Origin of the sequence: Haliea alexandrii, assembly GCF_003719295.1 — a bacterium.
GTDB lineage: Bacteria > Pseudomonadota > Gammaproteobacteria > Pseudomonadales > Halieaceae > Haliea > Haliea alexandrii.
The window spans coordinates 682789-701435 of record NZ_RFLW01000001.1; the positions used below are offsets into that span (position 1 = coordinate 682789).

The window sequence follows — 18647 nt, forward strand, 5'->3', positions numbered from 1 at the left end:
CCGCTTTGATCATGTACATTGAGAGACTGACCTGCTTCAGTCATCATCCAGGTTGTTCTTTTCAATCCTCAGCAGAGTTGAATCGCTGCGAACAAAAATCCGGTACTCGACCAAAAAGCGTGTGCCGGTAAACTTGTATACCCTTGAGTCGTGCTCCCACACGGCCTCTACAGTTCGCAATTGCACGTCGGGAACGGCGTGCTGTGCCGCGGCGAGCACGGCCGGTGGTGCAAAGCTAGCCGCTTGCTCCGAAGGCGCAGCGGAGGTCACCCTCGTGTCAGTCTCGGTTGCACTCGCTAGTGCCACGCAGACCCCTAGTGAGAGTGGGATGAATAACCTGGGGAGCATAATTTTTTGTCCTTGTTGCTTTACCTGGGGCCTAGCGGTTCCAGGTAAGTTCGGCGGTTGTTACCGAGCCGTTGTTGTCTTTATCCCAGGATTTCTGCCCCAGGTGATTCAGGCGCAAGATGCCGTCGCCCGCTTGACGTGCTCCAGCGATTGGCCTCGCCTGCAGGACGTAGCTGTCGTTGGTCGCCGACTCAATCAGGAGTTCGTAGAGGGCGTCACCATCGAAGGGCGCGCGGCTGGGGAAAACATCCGGGGACGGAGCAGCCGGGGTTGCTGCGCCGCCCAGCGTGGCGTTCGCAAACGTATAGCCTCGGCCATAGTGGCGCTCCATTGCCTGGGCGAACGCCAATAACGTGGCCTGTGCGTCAGCCCGGTTTGCGCGCGTCACATGCTGCTGATAGGAAGGTAAGGCAATAACGATGATGATAGCCAGGATCGCGAGCACGATCATTAGCTCTATCAGTGTAAAGCCTGTCGATGTTTTGGCGTTGAAATTTGCTCGACCCATTATCTCGCCTTCATCCAGTAGGTTTTGCTCGGATTGTTACACCAGTTGTCAATCGGACCATCTTCTCCGTTCAGCTTCACTACAAGTCTTCTACCCTGCGGGCAGCTAGCGCCGACATCGATGTCGTTATCACCGGCTTCCGTGTCAGGTGAGTCGGAGTCTGGTGACGGGTCCGGATCAGGTTGCGGCGCGAGAATCGCTGCCTGATCGACGATGGACGTCGTTTCCAGCGTTACGCGCTTGTTGAGTCCACCATCTTCAAGTTCAAGGATGTAGGCTCGCGATGTGCCCGCGGCAGGCCTGCAAGAAAGACTGTCGCCGCCAGGCGCGTATGTAGTGACAATGACCTTGTCGTTGGCAATCAAGGGCGCGGACAGCGCCTTTTCACCTGCAACCGTCAGGTTGACGTACCACCCGCTGGCATTGTTAAGCAAGGCCTGCGCGCTGTTGAGCTCAGCACCGCTGGCTGTGGCCAGAATATTGTCTGAGGCGTTATAGAGATCCTCGAGCGTCAGCTTCGGGTAAGTGTTTGCTGAGCCAAACACATCGGCCTGGCGGATCATAAATATTTTGTTTTCGGCAAGCAGTCCAAGCGGTGATGGCCGGAACCCGGATCCGATTACAACCGCCAGTTCCGGGCCTGCAGGCCCCTTGACCAAAGCGATGCTAGGCGCAGTGAAGAAGCGACGATTCTCGGCAGTGCTGTTCTCACCATCACCCACACCGAGGTCCGCGATGACGCCACCTTTGACCAATTCATCAGCGGTCGAGCCGTTGGTGATGTCGAAGCGCCACAGCTGGCCTCCCGTATCTGCAAGGAAAAAACTGTCTGCCAGCCCGTCAACGGTAACGTCGATTACAGACGGTGTAGAGGGGAAGGAATAGTCCATGTCGTTGAAGTTTGTGTTGGCACTGTCCATGTCGGTGTGTCCTCCCGCCCACACGAGTGATCCATCGTTGGCATCGACAATGTAGACGGCCCGGCCTTGGGTATCCCTTTCACGTGATTGGGCATCGTCTTGAGACGGGTCGTAGCCGCCTGAAAAAATCAGCACATCCCGTGCATCCTGCTCGTCTTTGAGACGGATCATGGTCTTGATCGGTCGCGACCAGGTCTGTCCCAGCTCGCCGAAGTCATCGCCATTGGCTTGTTCTTCGCCGCCCTTGATGGTCCACAGAATTTTCGGGTTCGCACGATCCGTGGCGTCCAGGGCGTAGTAATTGCGGCCACCGCGACGCATACCTGCATACAAATAAACCTTGTCACCGGCGTTGGTCTTTATCCCGTCCCGGTTCGCATCCAGCACCCAGCTGGTAAGCGTGAGGTCCATCCCGTAGGGACGGTTGGTGCTTGACGGGTTACTGCGCAGCGTTGCCTGCTGCGGAAGTAGCGCTTCAGGAATAAACGCGAAGGTCTCTACACCAGTGCTGCCGTTGATGGCGTGTACCACCCCTGCATTCGAACCATAAAACAGTTCTACATCAGGTTCGGCCTCCGAGCCGCCATAGGTGATTGCGAGCGGCCGGGAGTGCAAGGGGTCACCAAAGTAAAAGCGGGACTCCAGCGTCGTGTTGTCTTCGTCCTCGTCATCCACGTCACGACCTCGCACCCAGTCGATATGTTCCTCGAATGCGCTGTCCTCAAAGTTTTCAAGACCGAACATATCCTGTGTCAGTGCGGTATTCTCAGGCCTGATGCGATTGACGGTGGAGGCAAGTGATGTCACACCCTCCTGTTCGATATAGGTGTAGAGTTTGCGCTGGTCGTAGTTCGGTGCCTTCTCGGCAGCACCCCCCTTGTCCACGTTGGCGCCATCGACCTCGCTACTCCAGAAGCTCTGTGCAGATGTAGAGAAAAATCCGGTTTCTGCGTCAATGGCGATGTTATCGTCTACGTCCAAAACCTCGCCGTCACCATTCAGTGTGTAGCGCTTCAGGTTTCCCTTCCAGCGTGGCCGATTGTCCGGGCGGAATACGGCAAAGTAGAGTTGGTTGAGATGCGATAGCTGGTTGAACTCGTTGATCGCCGCAACGGGCGCCACGAAGGAGGAATCGGTTTTCAGGACATCGCCAATAATCGCACGAATCTCGGAGACGAGCTCTGTCGCCGTACTCGCAGTGGTGGAGATGCCTTCCCCTGCCTCGGCTACATCCTCGAGCCAGTCCGAACTGAAGTTGAAGCCGACGGTGTGCGTGCGCACTGTTTGTTGCAAATTCAGGTCGGGCATAATGTCTTCATTGGCCATATGCGCGACAAGTTCCTTCACGCAGAACTCTCCCGAATCCAGACCATTGTTGTCGCAGCTGGTGTCACCGGTAAAGCTGCGAATCAGCGCCGTTGAATGGGGGTAGTTGGCTTCACCATCTGTCATCAGAATGATGTGGTTCTGTATCTGGCAAGGATCAACGATCGGCGTCTGGTACATCGGTTCTCCACCAATGCCCGAAATATTTTCTTCTCGGCAGTCGCTGTCGTTGAGGTCTTCAACACTGCAGTCGTTGGGGCGGTTGGTCTTGAAGGTGCCGGGGACCATAGCTAACTCGGAGGTGACGCGAGCGTAATGAAACGGGCCGCCCGCCACACTGGAATTACCGCGGGTTCTTCCCCAGTTGACCGACTGGCCGGTGTAGTAGCGAGCGGCCTCGTAAAGCGTGTCTTGTATCGGTGTCCAGCCCTCTGCGTTCAGGTCGCTGACAATGGTTTTCAGCTTCTCCCGCACCGTATCTGGCTTGCTCCCCGCTGCGCTGCGCACCTGAAGAATCAGGCGTGGTGCATATGCCGGGTTTTCATCATACGTCTGGAATTTTCGGTCGCTGCCGTCGTGTCCAAAAATACTGACTGCGATTGCATTGCCGTTTTGCCAGCCTTGGCGATTGACAACACGCTGCAGCAATGAAGAGATGTCGGGTGAGCGGTAAACAGAGTTGTTGGACCAACTCTCATCAATGTCCCAGCGGATGTAGTCACTACCATAGTTGCGCTCTGAAATATTTCCATCTCTAGATGAGTAAGTGTCTGCATCGTCGCTGAGTTCCGCGTAAACGCGCCATTCAGCAGAGCCGTTGTCATTTTTGCTGGCGGTGAGTTCGATGTGCGCGGAAAGCAGTGTATCCCCGCGCTCCAGCGGCAACTGGTCAAAGCGTAAGCCTGCCCAGAAATCTTCGTCTATCTCAATCTCATCATCGTTGGTGTCGACATCGTCATCATCATCCTGCTCCGCATCACTGGAGCTGCCGGCGGTACTTAGCGTGATGTTGCTTGTGAAGCATGTTTGCGCAGGTACGGAGCCCTCTTCGTAATTTACAACCAGCGTGGCCGCACCGGAGGATGCCGCATCGTAGGCTTCGACCGGCAAAACACCCCCGTCTCCTTCCACCAGTAGCACCAGTGCATTTCCTCCGCACCAGTCGGAGCGGTTAACGACATTTTGCAGAAGCGTCTTGAGTTCCGGTGTTTGCACGGTATCACCGGCCGCCACATCCATGTCGCCAAACCATCGAACGGTGCCGGTAACAAGATTGCGGCTGCTGATATTTCTCGTCGTGGCCTGGAAGGGAGCCGCGTCCCCGGTGTTTTCCACGGCGAGGTGCCAGTCGTGGTTGATGTCAGCTCCCCGGGCAGCAGTAAATTGCACATAGGCGCTGCTAATCTTCGCGCCACGGGGTATGTTCACGTCGGTAAAGCGAAAGCCCGCATCAATTGGTTGATTTACCGCGGGTGTGCCGGATCCGACCTGATAATCGATGTTGAGTTGCGGGGCTTTGTTGCGATCGTCGTTGCGGGAGCGAAACTTTCGATTGCCATCGCTGGAGCGCCCGGGTACCGGGTCGAAGAAGAAGACCATATCGTCTTCGCCGTTACTCGCGTCGGGATCCCAGCTACTGTGGTTGATTATCTCATGAACAATGTTGCTGATGTTGGGCGAGTCTACAGTCTCGTCTTCATCGACAGACTCTGAAATTGTCCAGTCCAGTTTCGCGTTGGTGCGGCTTCGATCACGCACGGTGCGTCCATTGCTGGAGCCGAAATTACCGGAATCTCTCGGCTCACCGGCGATCCGGATGTAAACGGGATCATCTTCATCGCGATCGGTATCGTCTTCGCCGACAAGCCGGATAAAGGCATTTACGATAGTTGCGCCTCGCGGTACCCCCACACCCTGGAAGCGCAAGCCAACGCTGTTGTCTTGCTCGTCGAGGAAGTCGAGCTCGTCATCGTTTCTGTCGAGATCGTCACGGTCGTTCCCGTCCTGTTCGGCGTCATCGTTGTTGCTGCTGACTCGTACCTGCACGGCTTCTGTGGACGCCGCGTTTCCCGCACTCAGTTGGCTGACGAGGCTGATGGATTCACCATCCAGTACAACCGCCCCCGAAGCGCGTATCTCCAGCCCGTCATCATCACTGTGGGATGGCCGAGAGAGTGTTGAGATTATTCTGGACGCGCCGCTTTCCTCATTAATATAGGTCACCGGATAGAGTACCGGTCCGCCTGGGTTGGTGAACCGCATGAGCCCAACGTTGACGTTGTTGAGTTCGTCGAGAATCTGGAACATACCGTCCTTCATGTTGTCCAGGCGGCTCTTTCCAGTGCCGGGGACGGTCGAATCCATGGACCCAGAGGTATCGATGATGAATAGGACGTTGGGGCGCGCTTCGCTGTTCTCGACTTGGCCAAAGAATATCTCTGTGTCGTCGGCCTGGAGTGATCCCGCCAGCACGCAAGTTGCCAGCACGGTCGCGCAGCGTGCCAGATAGCGTTTCTTCTCGCTAAGCATTGAATTTTCCCCGGTTGGTGTTTTCGTTGTCAGTTGAGCCTGGGTGCCAAACGGCGAATGCCCTGCACATGGATGCTGTCGAACTTTTCGTTGTCTCGCGTAGCGCTGGCGCGCAATTCGAAGTGTAAGCTCCGTAATCCGGGGCTGCCGATAACCAGGTCGTTGCCCAGGACCGGAATGTCACCTGCATAGCGAGTTTCTACCGACAGTGATAGCTCAGTATCAGCGTCATAGGTCATCTGCACTGCCGGCCATGCGATTGAAGCCGGGTCCTCGCTATTTGCCTTGCCCAGCCCGGCAATGAATGCCCGCACCAGTTCCTGGTCGTCGTTGACCACCGTCTCAATGGCGGATTCAGCGCCCTGAAATGATATTTCTCTGCCTTCTCTTGTTGTTGCCGTCTTCACCTGGGCACTGCTGATCTCCATGACGGAAAAGCTTAGGGTTGTGGTAAGCAGCAAGAGAACCAGGACAACAAGCATGACAACACCCTGCTCCCGAAGGCCATTTCCATTCGAGCGCATGTTCTCCATGTTAATTCCCTCTTGCGCTGAATGGTGCGGCGTTACGCAATGTGATTGCAGTGCTGAAGACTTCGCGCAGAACCCTGCCTCCATTGTGTCCAACGCCTCCGCCGCTAGCCGCTGCCACTGTAGTATCCAGTAGTGAATAGCTGCGGGTATCCGGGGTTTCGATGACGTCCTCAAACGTTTGCAACAGCACTGCAAAGTGCACAACGGTTACCGCATCGTAATTCTCGCCGCTGTTGAGTATTGCGTCGGATGGATCGACCTGCCGCTGGTTGCTAGTGCCTTCGATTCTGTGCTCAAGCTTGATTTGCATGGCTTCAACGCCTTCAATCATCTCCGTAGAGCTGCCTGCTGTTTGACGATATAAGGCGTAGACTGGTTTCTGGCTGCGTTTGCGGCCGGTATCTGCGACGTACCAGAAGACATCTCTGAACAGCAGAATCTGAGAATTCGTTGCGTAGGCAACGTCGAACGCCGTCACAGAGTTCTGTGGTGTGTCCAACGTCACGGTGTGAGGGTTGTTCGCTGTAGTCGGCGTGCAATTTGGGACGTTTGAGACGCGCAGCAAGTTTGCGGTAATTTTGCAGCCGGTGAGAACCAGGTCGCTGTTCTGCTGGATCGCACAGCCCGGATTGGAGCGAAGATTTACGCTAGTGTCCCCTGGGGATACCGGGGAGGTCAGGTTAGTGGGTAGCAGCTCACCCGTACGCAGGCTCAGGACGTCGCTGCCCGCGCGAGCTCTGGTTTCTATGGAGTCGTCGCCTCCGGCTGACATTGTGGTAGGCAAGGCGGGCGTGTTCGCCCAGGCGGAAGAGGTTTTCTCGTAGGCTCTAACCCCCCAAAGCGGGTTTTCCGCGCCCGCTATGCCGCTGGTGTTGGTCATGTTGGAAAGGAATACGCCGCCCGTATTGCAACCCCAAAAGTGGACTTTACGCAGGTCTTCACTGACTAAATCTACGGCCAGGCGCCCGCCGTCCTGAAGGCGGGCGAGTGACCGCTCAACGGCGGTGGCTTTCTTGAGCGACAGGAAGGCGGTGGTGCCTCCCAGAAGCAGAATGGCGCCAATCACCAGCGCAATCATTAGCTCGATGAGACTAAGGCCTTGATCTCTCCCTGCGGGTAGTCTCCGGGTCTTCCGGCGACGGCTTGATGATTGCGTCATCGCTGTATCACGCTGGTCATGGCAACAGTGCGCGACAGGTTGGAGCGTGAAGTTGAGCCGTCTGCTGCGTTGTTGTTGTCCCAGTCACGCTCGCGCCAGATTACGGTGACGGTGTACTCCTCTCCGTTGCGTGTTACCGAGGCCGCGGCATCCGGCAGCGTAGGCCGGTAATCGTCGATACCTGCAAGGTTGGCAAAATGTTGACTCCATTGCCTGAGGTCTAGTGCGGCGCTTTGCGTTGGAGTGCAGCCCGTGATGCTGGTTGCGCAATCCGGAGCGGCGGGGATGTCGGACAGCTGCATTGCCGAGACATGGATTAGATAAGCGCTCAGTGCATCACGGTTTGCGCGCATCTGATCGAGCAGTTCTGCTGCGATATTGATGGCCTGTGTACGATACAGGGCACCACGGTTTGCCTCAAAACTGCGCAGCTGTACGCTGATAATACCCATCGTGCCGATGGTCACAATCAATAGTGCCACCAGCACCTCAATCAGGGTGAAGCCTCGGTGGGGCCTTCGCGGAATCGAAGCTCGCCGCTGCAATTGGCTGCTTAAGTGCATTTGGTGGGTGCTCCGCGGTCATCTTCCGCAATACCATCACCATCCTCATCAGTCGCGAGTCGCGTATGGCCTACGCCGTTGAGGTTGATTGCCCTGGCCTTGTCAGCGCCTCTGCTGTCGCAGATAACAAAGGTCCCTCCCTCGGCAAATCCCAGGCGTCCTGAATCCTGGAGCATTATCCAGTCGCTATAGTCAAAGTTGTGACTACGTATCGTTACGCCCTCGGCGGCCGCCTCTGTGATTTTGAGCAGTATTTCATTGCCATCGCGCGCACCATTGGCGCCAATGCCGCCTCCTGCGCCATCGTCGACAAAGACGATCCAGCCGGATTCCCAGTCACTGCCGGCGCAGATGGTGCCATCAGCGGATGCGCAAAGGGCGACATGGGACCTGCGGGTGCTGGCTTCATTGCGTGCGAGGGCGATGTCTGAGCCGAGACGGCCTGCCGCGGCCAGCAGTCGGGAGTTTTGCAAGCTCGTGCTAAAAGCAGGGCCGGCGAGGGCCAGCAGTGCCGCTGCGATGAGTAGCACGATCAGGAGCTCCAGTAACGAAAATCCACCCTGACGAACGAGTTTCGCATGCTCGGAAAAATGTGTTGACACGTTTGTAACAAGTGTTACAATCACGAAGATTATTTCCTGCATGTTTTGTTAAGTGGGGTGAATACGCAACTTTGGGCTGCAATGCCAGTGTTTGCTCCATGTGCTTGCCGAATTTGCGGCACGGTTCACATTTTCAACTGTTCTCCAGCTGCCACGGTATTCAGTTGAGTCGAAGCCGTTTGCGGTTAACCGCTGTGCGACGTTAACGGGTTCGTTACATATTGCTCGCGGTGACGGCCCGCGGTCGGCACCCGCGCAGACCTTCCCACCCGCGCGCTCGGTGATGACAGACGGTGCAGATGTTTACCTCATGGGGCGAGAGTGGTGTCAGGTGCTGTGGCTTAGCAACCAGTACAGGGTCGGCAGGCTGGCCAGCGAGATCAGGATGCCGATCCCAATCAGGCCGGTGACCAGGCGCGGTGCGAGGCCCGCCATGATGGCGATGGTGCCGGCGGAAATCATCGGTGGCATAGCGGCCTGAAAGACGGCGACCTGCGTGGCCAGCCCACGCTGGCCCCAGGCATGCCACAGCAGATAGGTGCACAAAGGCATCAACAGTAATTTGATGCCCAGGGCAATGGCCAGGGTCAGCCGCTCGCTGCGCGCCAGGCGGATGCTGATCTGGAAACCTACCGCCACCATAACCAGCGGCACGAGCGTTGCGGCGACACTGGTGATGAGCTGTCCGGCAAGGGGCGGCAGGGTAACGCCGCGCAGTGCGAGGCCGGCGAGCAGGGCCAGGAAGGGGGGAAAGCTGAGGATACGCCTGGCGATGGCGCCGGCTGAGGGCGCGTCGACCTGCGGGCTGTAAAGAGCCGCAATCACCACGGCATAGCTGGACAGCGCAAGAAACGAGCCTAGCTGGTCGTAGACCATGGCGTAGGGCATGCCCGCAGCGCCAAAAAAGGACTGCACCAGCGGAAAGCCAAGGTAGGAGGTGTTGCCCAGGGGCAGCACGATCAACAGCGCGCCCACCACCTCCCGCGGCCAGTGCAGCAGGCGGCCCAGCACTATGACCAGTGGCACCACCAGCAGCATCAGCAGCCACGGTGTGATGGTTGGGATCAGCAGCGCGCTGGAAAAGGTCAGCAGTGGCACATTGCTCAGGATGACCGCCGGCAGGGCCACGTTCAGCGCGTAGGCGTTGAGTGCCACCGCGGTGTTCTCGGGCATGCCCCGCACCCGGCGCAGGCACAGGCCGATGCCGAGGTAGGCGAGGATCAGCAGGAAATTGTCCATGAAGGCGGTGTTGCTCGTCAGCCGGACCTTACATGGTAAGCAAGCGGGGCGGGAATGGGTAGTCGCGCATCACATGCCTTTGCAAATGCCGCCAACGCGGCTACGCTGGCGGGTCATTTCCCTGCCAAGTGAGCCTCACCCGAACCATGGATTCCAACGCCCTCAAACTGCATTGTGACGCGCTGGCACAACAGGGTTACACCCTCCTGCCGGGCTTCCTGTCCGCGGCCCAGTTGCAGCGCATCAAAGGCCTCTTCGACCAGTGGCTGGGTGGCCATCGGGGGCGCAATACGTTTGAGGGGCAGTCCACCGAGCGCATTGACACGCTTGCTGCTCGCGAAGGCTGAGGAAGCGGGCGGGCATGATCCACGTTTTCCCCTCCAACCGTCTTGAGCACCTGGCCGGCGCACTGGCCACCCTGCTCAACGTGCCCGCTGCCGCGCCATTGGCGCCCGAACATATTCTGGTACAGCACCGGGGCATGCAGCACTGGCTGAGCATGCAGCTGGCGCAGCATCCGCAGCGGGGCATCGCCATGAACCTGCAGTTTCCACTGCCGGTGCGCTTCATGTGGACGCTCATCCGCGCGGTGCTGGGAGAGCATGTCGTGCCCGAAACCTCGCCCTACCAGCGCGAGGTACTGGTCTGGCGGATCCACGAGCTATTGGGTCGCGCGGCAGTGACCGCAGAGCCGGCATTCGCTGAGCCCACGCGCTACTGGCAACAGCAGTCAGAGCGGCAACAGCCCTTGCGCCGCTATCAGTTGGCGGAAGAGCTCGCAGACCTGTACGAGCAGTACCTGATGTACCGCCCGGACTGGATTGAGGCGTGGGACCGCGGTGCCCGCGGCGCGCGCGAACCTGCCGCGAATGAGCCGCTGCACTGGCAGGGCCTGCTGTGGGGGATGCTGGCCCGTGAGGTGCCGGGTCATCCGGTGGCGTTGTTGCGTGAAGCCATGCGGCGTCTTGTGCGGCCGGTGCCGGGGCTGCCCGAGCGGTTCTTCGTGTTCGGCGTCAATTCCCTGGCACCGCTGTGGCTGGAGTTTCTGCAGGCGCTTTCCGCGCAGCAAGGTGTCGATATTTTTCTGTTGTACCTGAACCCCAGCAACGAGTTCTGGCAAGAGGCGGCGAGTGAGCGCCAGGTCGCCCGCCGCCGCGCCCAGTGGCTGGATACACACGACAGCGAGGCAGGCTTTCTCGAGGAGGTGGGCAACCCGCTGGTCACCAGCCTGGGGCAGCAGGGCCAGCAGTTCGTGCGCCTGCTGGCGGACTGGGCCGACAGCGAGACCGCGCTGTTTGCGGAACCTGAAGCCAGTACGGTGCTCGCGGGGCTGCAGCGCGACATGCTGCAGTTCGTCGATGGGCGCGACAGCTGCCATGCCAGCGAGGGCTCTGCGAGCCCAGCGGCGTCCTCCGACGATTCGATTACCATCGCCACGGCGCACAGCGCACTGCGCGAAGTGCAGGGGCTACACGACTGGCTGTTGCACCGGTTCAACGCTGACCGCAGCCTCAAGCCCCGCGATGTGGTGGTGCTGTGCCCGAACGTGGAGGACTATGCGCCCTTCGTGGAGGCTGTATTCGCGGGCCGCTACGAGGGGCTGGGCGATGATGTGCCGCCGCTGCCCTGCTCGATTGCCGACCGCAATCCAGGGGACGCCGACCCCACGATTGCCGCCTTCCTGGCTCTGCTGGAGCTGCCCGATGCGCGCCTGCAGGTGAGCCAGGTGCTGGGCTGGTTGCAGGTGCCGGCAATCCAGCAGTGTGTGGGTGTCACGCCAGCGGAGCTGGTGCGTATCGGCCACTGGCTGCAGGCCGCCGCCGTGCACTGGGGCCTGGATGGCGCGCATCGGCAGGCGTGGGTGCCCGGTGTGGCGGGTGATGATTTCACCTGGGCCCAGGGCCTGGAACGCCTGTTACTGGGCTTCGCCTGGGGCGACGAAGAAGTTGTGCTCGCCGAGCGCTTGCTGCTGCCGCAGGTGGAGGGCGCGGATGCCCTGCTGCTGGGGCGCCTCTGTGCGTTTATCGGTGCCTTGCACGCGCTGCGCGATGACCTCGCTCAGGCGCGCGGTATCGCCGACTGGCAGGCATTTCTGCACGAGCGCCTGCGGCTTGCCTTGTTAGCCCAGGGCGGCGCGCTGGATGCCGCGCACGAGGATTTGATTGCCGTGATCAAGGAGCTGGGTGAGCAGGCCCGGGCAGCGGGCTTTGCTGATGAGCTGCCGCTGGTGGTGGTGCGCCATGTGCTGCAGCGCAACCTGCAGAGCCCTACGCGCACCGGGCGCCAGTTTCTCACCGGGCAGGTGACCGTATGCTCCATGGTGCCCATGCGCTCCATTCCTTTTCGGCTGGTGGCGGTGCTGGGCCTGAACGATGGCGATTTCCCCCGCCAGCGCCCGCCACTGGGCTTCGACCTGATGGCGCAGGACCGCCCGCGTGCCGGAGACCGTTCGCGCCGCGGCGACGATCGCTACCTGTTTCTGGAGGCGCTGGTTTCCGCCCGCGATGCCCTCTACCTCAGCTACCAGGGCCGGGATGTGCGCAACAACAGCGAACGCCAGCCGTCGCTGGTGCTCGAAGAACTGTGCCGCTACCTGGAGGCGTCGTCTGTCTGGCAGCGTGAAGACCTGTGGACGCTGCCGCTGCAGCCTTTCAGCGCACAGAACTATGCGGGGGCCTTGCGCACTTTCGATCCCCACTGGCAGCGCCTCGCCGTGCCGCTGGCGGCTCCGGTGCGATTAGTCACCTTGCCGCCGCCGGAGACACGGCCCGAGACGTTGCCACTCACCGCGCTGGTAAAAGCGCTGGAACACCCCGCGCGCTATTTTGCCGAACAGCGCCTGGGCCTGGCACCGGGCCGCGCGGCCACAGCCGAACTCAGCGACAGCGAACCCTTTGTCAGCAGCCACCTGGACCGTTACCGCGTGCAGCAGCTTATCGTTGACCGTCTGTGGGCCGATGATCCCGCAGGGCTGGACGAGGCATTGCGGCGGGAGCGCTTGTCCGGCCGCCTGCCGGCGCACCCAATGACCGCGGCACAAATCGACACATGGCGCGAACAGGCCGATGGTTTCGTGCAGCACTTGCAAGCGCACTCGGCACCGCCTGCGGGCGAAGCCGTCGCATTGGACATGCACGGCCTGCAGCTCACGGCCACCTTGCCCCGCGGGGTCCAGGGAGACCTGCTGTTTGCCCGCCTGGCGAACCCGAAGGCCAGGGACTACCTCACCCTCTGGTTGCATCACCTGCTGGCCAACAGCCTGGCCCCCGCAGACACCGTGGGCTACTTTCGCGGTAAGGACAAGGGTGTGCTGGAGCTGCATGCGTCGTCGCTGCCCCAGGCGCAGGCCCAGAGGCTGTTGGCTGACTGGTGTGCGTTGTGGCAGCAAAGTTTGACCACACCCCTGCCGCTGCATGGCAGCCTGGGGTTGGCGGCAGCGGAGGACGATTTCATTCAGGCTCGCTTCCCCGCGCTGTGGCTGGGCGGCTACCATAACGCCGGCTTGAGTGAAGATCCCTGGCACGCCTGGTTCTGGCCCGAGCCGCCGGACGCGCAAACGCTACAGGCGCAACTGCTGCCCTTGTATGCCCCCATGCTCGAACACATCGAGCACAGCGAGATTGCGCTGGAGGTCGCCGGTGGCTGAGCCCTTGTGCGCCCATACGCTGCCGCTGCAGGGGCGACAGCTGATCGAAGCCAGCGCCGGTACCGGCAAGACCTTCAATATCGCCCGGCTTTTCCTGCGCCTGCTGGTAGAGCGGGAACTGCCCGTACAGCAGATTCTGGTCATGACGTTCACCCGCGCGGCCACGGCGGAGCTGAAGGCGCGTCTCGCACAGGCGATCAACAGCGCGCTTGAAGGCTGGGGTGCGGGCAGCTCAGAGCCTTTCTTTGCTCACCTGCATGCGCAACAGCCCGCAGCCAGAGCGCGAGCGCTGCTGCGCCGCGCCCTGCTGGAGATGGATGAGGCGGCGATATTCACCATCCACGGCTTCTGCAAGCGCGCATTGACGCAGCAGGCGTTTCGCAGCGGTATCAGCTTTCACGCGGATATGGAGGCCCAGACACGCAGCCTGATTCTGGAGGCACTGCAGGACTGGTACCGGCAGCAAAGTCAGGAGGCCGGGTTTGTGGACCTGTACGGGTTGTGGAGTGGTCCGGAGGCGTTCTTTGCCAGCTGGGGGCGCGTAATTGCCGGTACGGAGCCGGTGCAGGCGCCGGCGATGCCTGACCTGGGCAGTGTCTGGCGCGACCTGCGTGCGGCCTGGTCTGAAGAGTCAAAGGCCTTTCACGACCTGGATGTTGCCAAACGACGCTCGGCACATACGCGGGCCGAGGCCGAGGCCGTGCTGGATGCGCTCAGCACAGCACTGGAAGCCGATTGGCAGGCAGCGCCAATGGTGCAGCTGGCGTCGATGCTAGCGCCCAAAACCTATGTGAATACCGATGCCAAGCAGAAGCGTATGCCGGCGCTCTACGCGCTGATGCAGCAGCTGCCCGCGGCGCTGCGCGCGCATCGGGCCGCCTTGGCACAGGCCGGGATCGACTTCGCCCGTAAACACCTGGCCGCAGCCAAGGATCGACTGGACCAGCTGGATTTCAGCGACCTGGTGTCGCGGCTGTGGCTGCGGCTGCAGGATGCGCAGCATGGCCCGGCGCTCGCGGCGGCCCTGCTGCAGCAGTACCCCGTGGCGCTGGTGGATGAATTCCAGGACACGGACCCCGAGCAATACGACATCCTCAATGCGATCTATCGAAGCGACCTGCAGCCGGCACCCTTGCTGTGTATGATCGGCGACCCGAAGCAGGCGATTTACGGCTTTCGGGGCGGCGATGTATTTGCCTATCTGCAGGCGCGCGAGGATGCCGATGCGCAGTGGGTGATGGACACCAACTACCGCTCCACGGCCGACGTTATCCGCGGCTATAACCGCCTGTTCTACGGTCGCGAGCTGGCCGCAGCAAGCGGAGCGGAGGTGTTCGGGTTCGGTATCGACTACCACCCGGTACAGGCGGGGCGTGCCGAGCTTGCGGGCCTGGAGGACCCGGCCCCGCGGGGCAGTTTCCAATGGTGCCTGTTGCCCCTGGATCCTGCTTTGGCCGGTGCCGACAAGCGGGGTGCCGGCTATACCCGGGCAGGTCAGCAACACCTGGCGCGCTGGTCCGCGCGGGAAATTGCGCGCCTGCTGGGTGAGGCTCGTGTGGACGGCGCGGCGCTGTCGCCGGCGGATATTGCCATTCTGGTGCGCGACCGCTTTGAAGCAACGGAGATGCAGAACGCGCTGCGCGAGGTGGGGCTGGACGCCGTGTACCTCAGCGCCTCGGACAATGTGTTCAACAGCGAGGAGGCGGCCAGCCTGCAACAGGCGCTGCAGGGCATTCTGCACCTGGAAGACGATCAGCTGCTGGTCGCGGCGCTCGCTACGCCCTGGCTGGGTTACGACACCGCGGCACTGCATGCGCTGCGCCAGGACGAGCACCGCTGGGCTGCGGCCTGTGCCGAGTTGGCGGCTCTGCGCCAGCAGTGGTTTGGCCAGGGTTTCATGAAAATGGCTCTCGGCTTGTACCAGCGCCACCTGCAGCCCTTGCCTGCCCGGCATGAACGCACGCTCACCAACGGCCTGCATCTGCTGGAGCTGCTGCAGGCGGCCAGTCAGCATCACCGTCAACCGGAAGCACTGCTGCACTGGTTTGCGACGGCGCGGCTGGAGGCCGAGGGCAGTACCGGAACGGAAATCCAGCAGCTGCGCCTGGAGAGTGATGGCACGTTGATTCGCCTGGTCACGCTGCATGGCGCCAAGGGCTTGGAGTACCCAGTCGTGTTCCTGCCCTTTGTCAGTTATGGGCGGGACGAAGGGCGCCAGCGACCGGGTATTGTGCGCTACCACCAGCGGGATGATTTCAGTGCCCGGCACGCGCTCGAACCCACGGAGCAGGAGTTGGCGTATTACCGGGAAGAGCAGGCCGCTGAGGATATACGCTTGCTGTATGTCGGGGCGACGCGCGGCGTGCGCCGGGTTTACCTGATGGCGGCGGCATTCACCAGTCTGCGCACCTCGCCGCTGGCGCGCTGCCTCAGCGCCGTGAGTTGGGAGGCGCTGCAGAATCAGGTAGAGGGCATGGTTGCCGCCGGTGACTGCATGAGCCTGCTGCTGGACGCGCCGGCGTCATCGCCCGCGGTTGCCGCCGCAGCCGCACCGGCAGCGGCCCTGACGCCGGCGCACTTTACCGGGCGCATTGAGCGCGACTGGTGGCTGTCGTCATTTTCCGCGCTGACCCGCAATGTGCGCCACGGCGGGTTGTCGACACCGGACCGTGACGGTGCCGCGGCCCCGCTAGCAGACCCTGCGGCGCCGGCTTCTGGCGAGCTGCGCTTTGCGCTGCGCCGCGGTGCGGAGGCGGGCAACCTGTTACACGACGTACTGGAACACCTTGATTTTCAGCACCCGGATTTCGAGCAGGCGCTGGACCAGGCGGAACGCCGCTACCCCAATCTGCTGCTGGGGCAGGCCGATTGGCGCACGGCACTGACGCAGTGGGTGACGCAGCAGCTCGCAGCACCGCTGCCCAGTGGTGCGCGCCTTGCGGACCTTGCGCACCACAGCACCCTGCGTGAAGTGGAATTCTACTTTCCCATGCAGGGCACCGCCGACCCTGATGCGCTGGGGCGTATTCTCGTCCGCCACCGCAAGGGTAGTGAGGCGCCGCTGCCTGCTCCGGTCCGGCTCAAGGGCATGATGCACGGCTATATCGACCTCGTGTATGGCTGGGAGGGTCGCTACTACGTGGTTGACTACAAGTCGACGTTCCTCGGCTCCCGCCTCGGTGACTATAACGCGGCGGCACTGGCGGCGGATGTGCAGCACAACGTCTACGACCTGCAGTATCTGCTGTACACGCTGGCCTTGCACCGTTATCTGCGTACCCGCCTGCCGGACTACGACCCGGCCCAGCACTTGGGTGGCGTGCACTACCTCTATTTGCGCGGTTTGCACCCTCAGGGCGATACCGGGATTTATCATCGCGTTGTGGACCTGGAGGCGCTGGCGGCCCTCGATGCGTTTTTCCAGGCGCGGGAGGCCAGCGCATGAATGTCTTCGGCGAAGGCACTGGCCTCGACCGCGCCCTGGCACAGGCGCTGTGCCGATTTTATGGTTGCGAGGCCGACTGGTTCACGCTCACCGTCATGGCGACCAGTCAGGCTTTACAGGAAGGGCACAGTTGCCTGTTCCTCCCGGATTGGGCCGGGCGCGGCGTGGCCGGTTCAGCCGTGGGCAGCACCTTGCCGTCACTGGATGACTGGTTACAGCAGCTGGCGGCGCTGCCGCTGGAGCCGGGCCGTAACACTCCGCTGGTGCTGGATGGGGAGCGCTTGTACCTCCGCCGCTACTGGCAGTTCGAGCAGAACCTGGCGGCGGCTTTGCGTCCGCGTCTGCAGACCTCGCCGGTGGCACACCTGGAACGGGCTCGCGCGGTGCTGGACACGCTGTTTCCCCCGCGCACGGTCGGTGAGCCACCGGACTGGCAGAAGGTGGCGGCGGCCAATGCGTTGCTACAGGCGTTCACGGTGGTTGCGGGTGGACCGGGTACCGGCAAAACCTACACCGTGACCCGCTTGCTTGCCTGTCTGATCGCCTGCCTGCCCATAGAGCACGACGCGCCACTGGTCATTCGCATGGCGGCGCCGACCGGCAAGGCCGCACAGCGGCTCGCCGAGTCCATCGCCGCGGCGCGCACCGAACTCGCGGGCCTGGTGCCCGCGGCGGTGCTGAGTGCCATTCCTGATAGCGGCACCACCCTGCACCGTCTGTTAGGCGTTGTACGCAACCGCCCGGGTTTTCGCCACAACGCCAGCAACCCGCTGCAACTGGATGTTCTGGTGGTAGACGAGGCTTCCATGGTCGACCTGCCACTGATGACACGGCTGTTTCAGGCGCTGCCTGCGCGCTGTCGCGTCATACTGTTGGGCGATCCCGACCAGCTGCCCTCCGTGGCGGCCGGCTCCGTGCTGGCAGACCTGGCCGCGCTTGCACCCTGTGATTACAGCGCGCAACGCCTGGCGGCGCTCGCCGGGCTCGGCGTCACGCTGGACGCCGCGGAGCCGGGTGCCGTGGAAGCGAACTACCTGACCACGCTGCGCCAGAGCCGTCGCTTCGACGCCAGCGGCGGCATCGGCGAGCTGGCGCGGCAGGTACTCGCCGGTGACGGCGCCGGGAGCTTACAGACGCTCACCACAGCCGGCGACGTACTGGCCTTGCAGGACAGGAGGCGCAGCGCAGCAGCTGTCACCCGCTGGCTCGATACCCACTACAGGCCAATTGCGGAAGCACGCTGCCTTGATGATGCCTTCCAGGCACTGCAGCGCTTCCGTATTCTGTGCCCGGCGCGCGGCGGCCCCTGGGGCGTGGACGCAATCAACCGCGTGGCACTGGCGCGCATGAACCCGGCGGGGCTGGTGCACTACTGCGGCAAGCCCATCATGATTACCCGCAATCACCACGACTTCGGTTTGTACAACGGCGATGTTGGTCTGCTCTGGCCAGATGATGATGGACAGCTGCTGGCCTGGTTTCCCGTGGCCGGGGGTTTTCGGCCCATGGCGCCGGGACGACTGCCTGAGCACGAGCTGGTGTACGCGATGACCATTCACAAAACGCAGGGGTCTGAGTTTGATCGTGTGGCTCTCGTGCTGCCTGAGCAGCCGAGTGCAGGCCTGACACGTGAATTGCTGTATACAGCGATCACCCGTGCACGCAACGCGCTGGAGGTCGTCGCGAGCGAATCCGTATGGTCTGCTGCCGTCGCGCAGCGTGTACAGCGAGATTCCGGGCTGGCCGCTCTGTTGCAACTGGAATAGGCGGGCGGTAATGGGACGATTGTCCGATGCATGCGGGTCTGCTCTCTGAGGCGCAGGCCGGCG

Annotated in this window: 11 protein-coding genes; 4 read left to right on the top strand and 7 right to left on the bottom strand. The window is 61.5% G+C overall.

Features of this window, described 5'->3' with window-relative positions; all coding sequences use genetic code 11:
* Positions 1 to 379: 379 nt before the first annotated feature.
* The 7 genes from EGJ68_RS03175 to EGJ68_RS03205 all read right to left on the bottom strand — a co-directional run bounded on the left by EGJ68_RS03175 (position 380) and on the right by EGJ68_RS03205 (position 9727).
* Positions 380 to 856, bottom strand: coding sequence for a type IV pilin protein (locus tag EGJ68_RS03175; RefSeq protein WP_123033085.1), 477 nt, complete (start codon positions 854 to 856; stop codon positions 380 to 382).
* Positions 856 to 5631 carry a PilC/PilY family type IV pilus protein gene (locus tag EGJ68_RS03180; protein WP_123033086.1) on the bottom strand — a complete coding sequence of 1592 codons (4776 nt, stop codon included), beginning with the start codon at positions 5629 to 5631 and terminating at the stop codon, positions 856 to 858. The genes EGJ68_RS03175 and EGJ68_RS03180 overlap by 1 nt, the downstream gene beginning before the upstream one ends.
* A 29-nt stretch (positions 5632 to 5660) precedes the next feature.
* Entirely contained in the window at positions 5661 to 6164 is a 504-nt protein-coding gene (locus EGJ68_RS03185; protein WP_123033087.1) for a hypothetical protein, read from the bottom strand.
* 1 nt (position 6165) lies between these two features.
* Complete coding sequence (locus tag EGJ68_RS03190) at positions 6166 to 7323, bottom strand: PilW family protein (protein ID WP_123033088.1); 1158 nt, start codon at positions 7321 to 7323, stop codon at positions 6166 to 6168.
* A complete protein-coding gene (gene pilV, locus EGJ68_RS03195; RefSeq protein ID WP_123033089.1) occupies positions 7320 to 7886 on the bottom strand; it encodes a type IV pilus modification protein PilV in 567 nt (188 codons plus the stop codon). Before pilV ends, EGJ68_RS03190 begins: the two co-directional genes overlap by 4 nt.
* A complete protein-coding gene (locus EGJ68_RS03200) occupies positions 7877 to 8530 on the bottom strand; it encodes a GspH/FimT family protein (RefSeq protein WP_123033090.1) in 654 nt (217 codons plus the stop codon). The genes pilV and EGJ68_RS03200 overlap by 10 nt, the downstream gene beginning before the upstream one ends.
* A 285-nt stretch (positions 8531 to 8815) precedes the next feature.
* Positions 8816 to 9727: an AEC family transporter gene (locus EGJ68_RS03205; RefSeq protein WP_123033091.1), complete on the bottom strand. Its 912-nt coding sequence runs from the start codon at positions 9725 to 9727 to the stop codon at positions 8816 to 8818.
* A gap of 146 nt (positions 9728 to 9873) precedes the next feature.
* Between EGJ68_RS03205 and EGJ68_RS03210 the strand changes: the two genes are divergently transcribed.
* The 4 genes from EGJ68_RS03210 to recD are packed head-to-tail and all read left to right on the top strand — an operon-like array spanning position 9874 to position 18584.
* Complete coding sequence (locus tag EGJ68_RS03210) at positions 9874 to 10074, top strand: hypothetical protein (protein WP_123033092.1); 201 nt, start codon at positions 9874 to 9876, stop codon at positions 10072 to 10074.
* A 14-nt stretch (positions 10075 to 10088) separates the two neighbouring features.
* Positions 10089 to 13373 carry an exodeoxyribonuclease V subunit gamma gene (gene recC, locus EGJ68_RS03215; protein WP_123033093.1) on the top strand — a complete coding sequence of 1095 codons (3285 nt, stop codon included), beginning with the start codon at positions 10089 to 10091 and terminating at the stop codon, positions 13371 to 13373.
* Entirely contained in the window at positions 13366 to 16818 is a 3453-nt protein-coding gene (gene recB / locus EGJ68_RS03220) for an exodeoxyribonuclease V subunit beta (protein ID WP_158283472.1), read from the top strand. The genes recC and recB overlap by 8 nt, the downstream gene beginning before the upstream one ends.
* The gene (gene recD, locus EGJ68_RS03225; protein ID WP_123033095.1) at positions 16815 to 18584 is read left to right on the top strand and encodes an exodeoxyribonuclease V subunit alpha; all 1770 of its coding nucleotides are present in this window, start codon (positions 16815 to 16817) and stop codon (positions 18582 to 18584) included. Before recB ends, recD begins: the two co-directional genes overlap by 4 nt.
* Positions 18585 to 18647 lie beyond the last annotated feature (63 nt).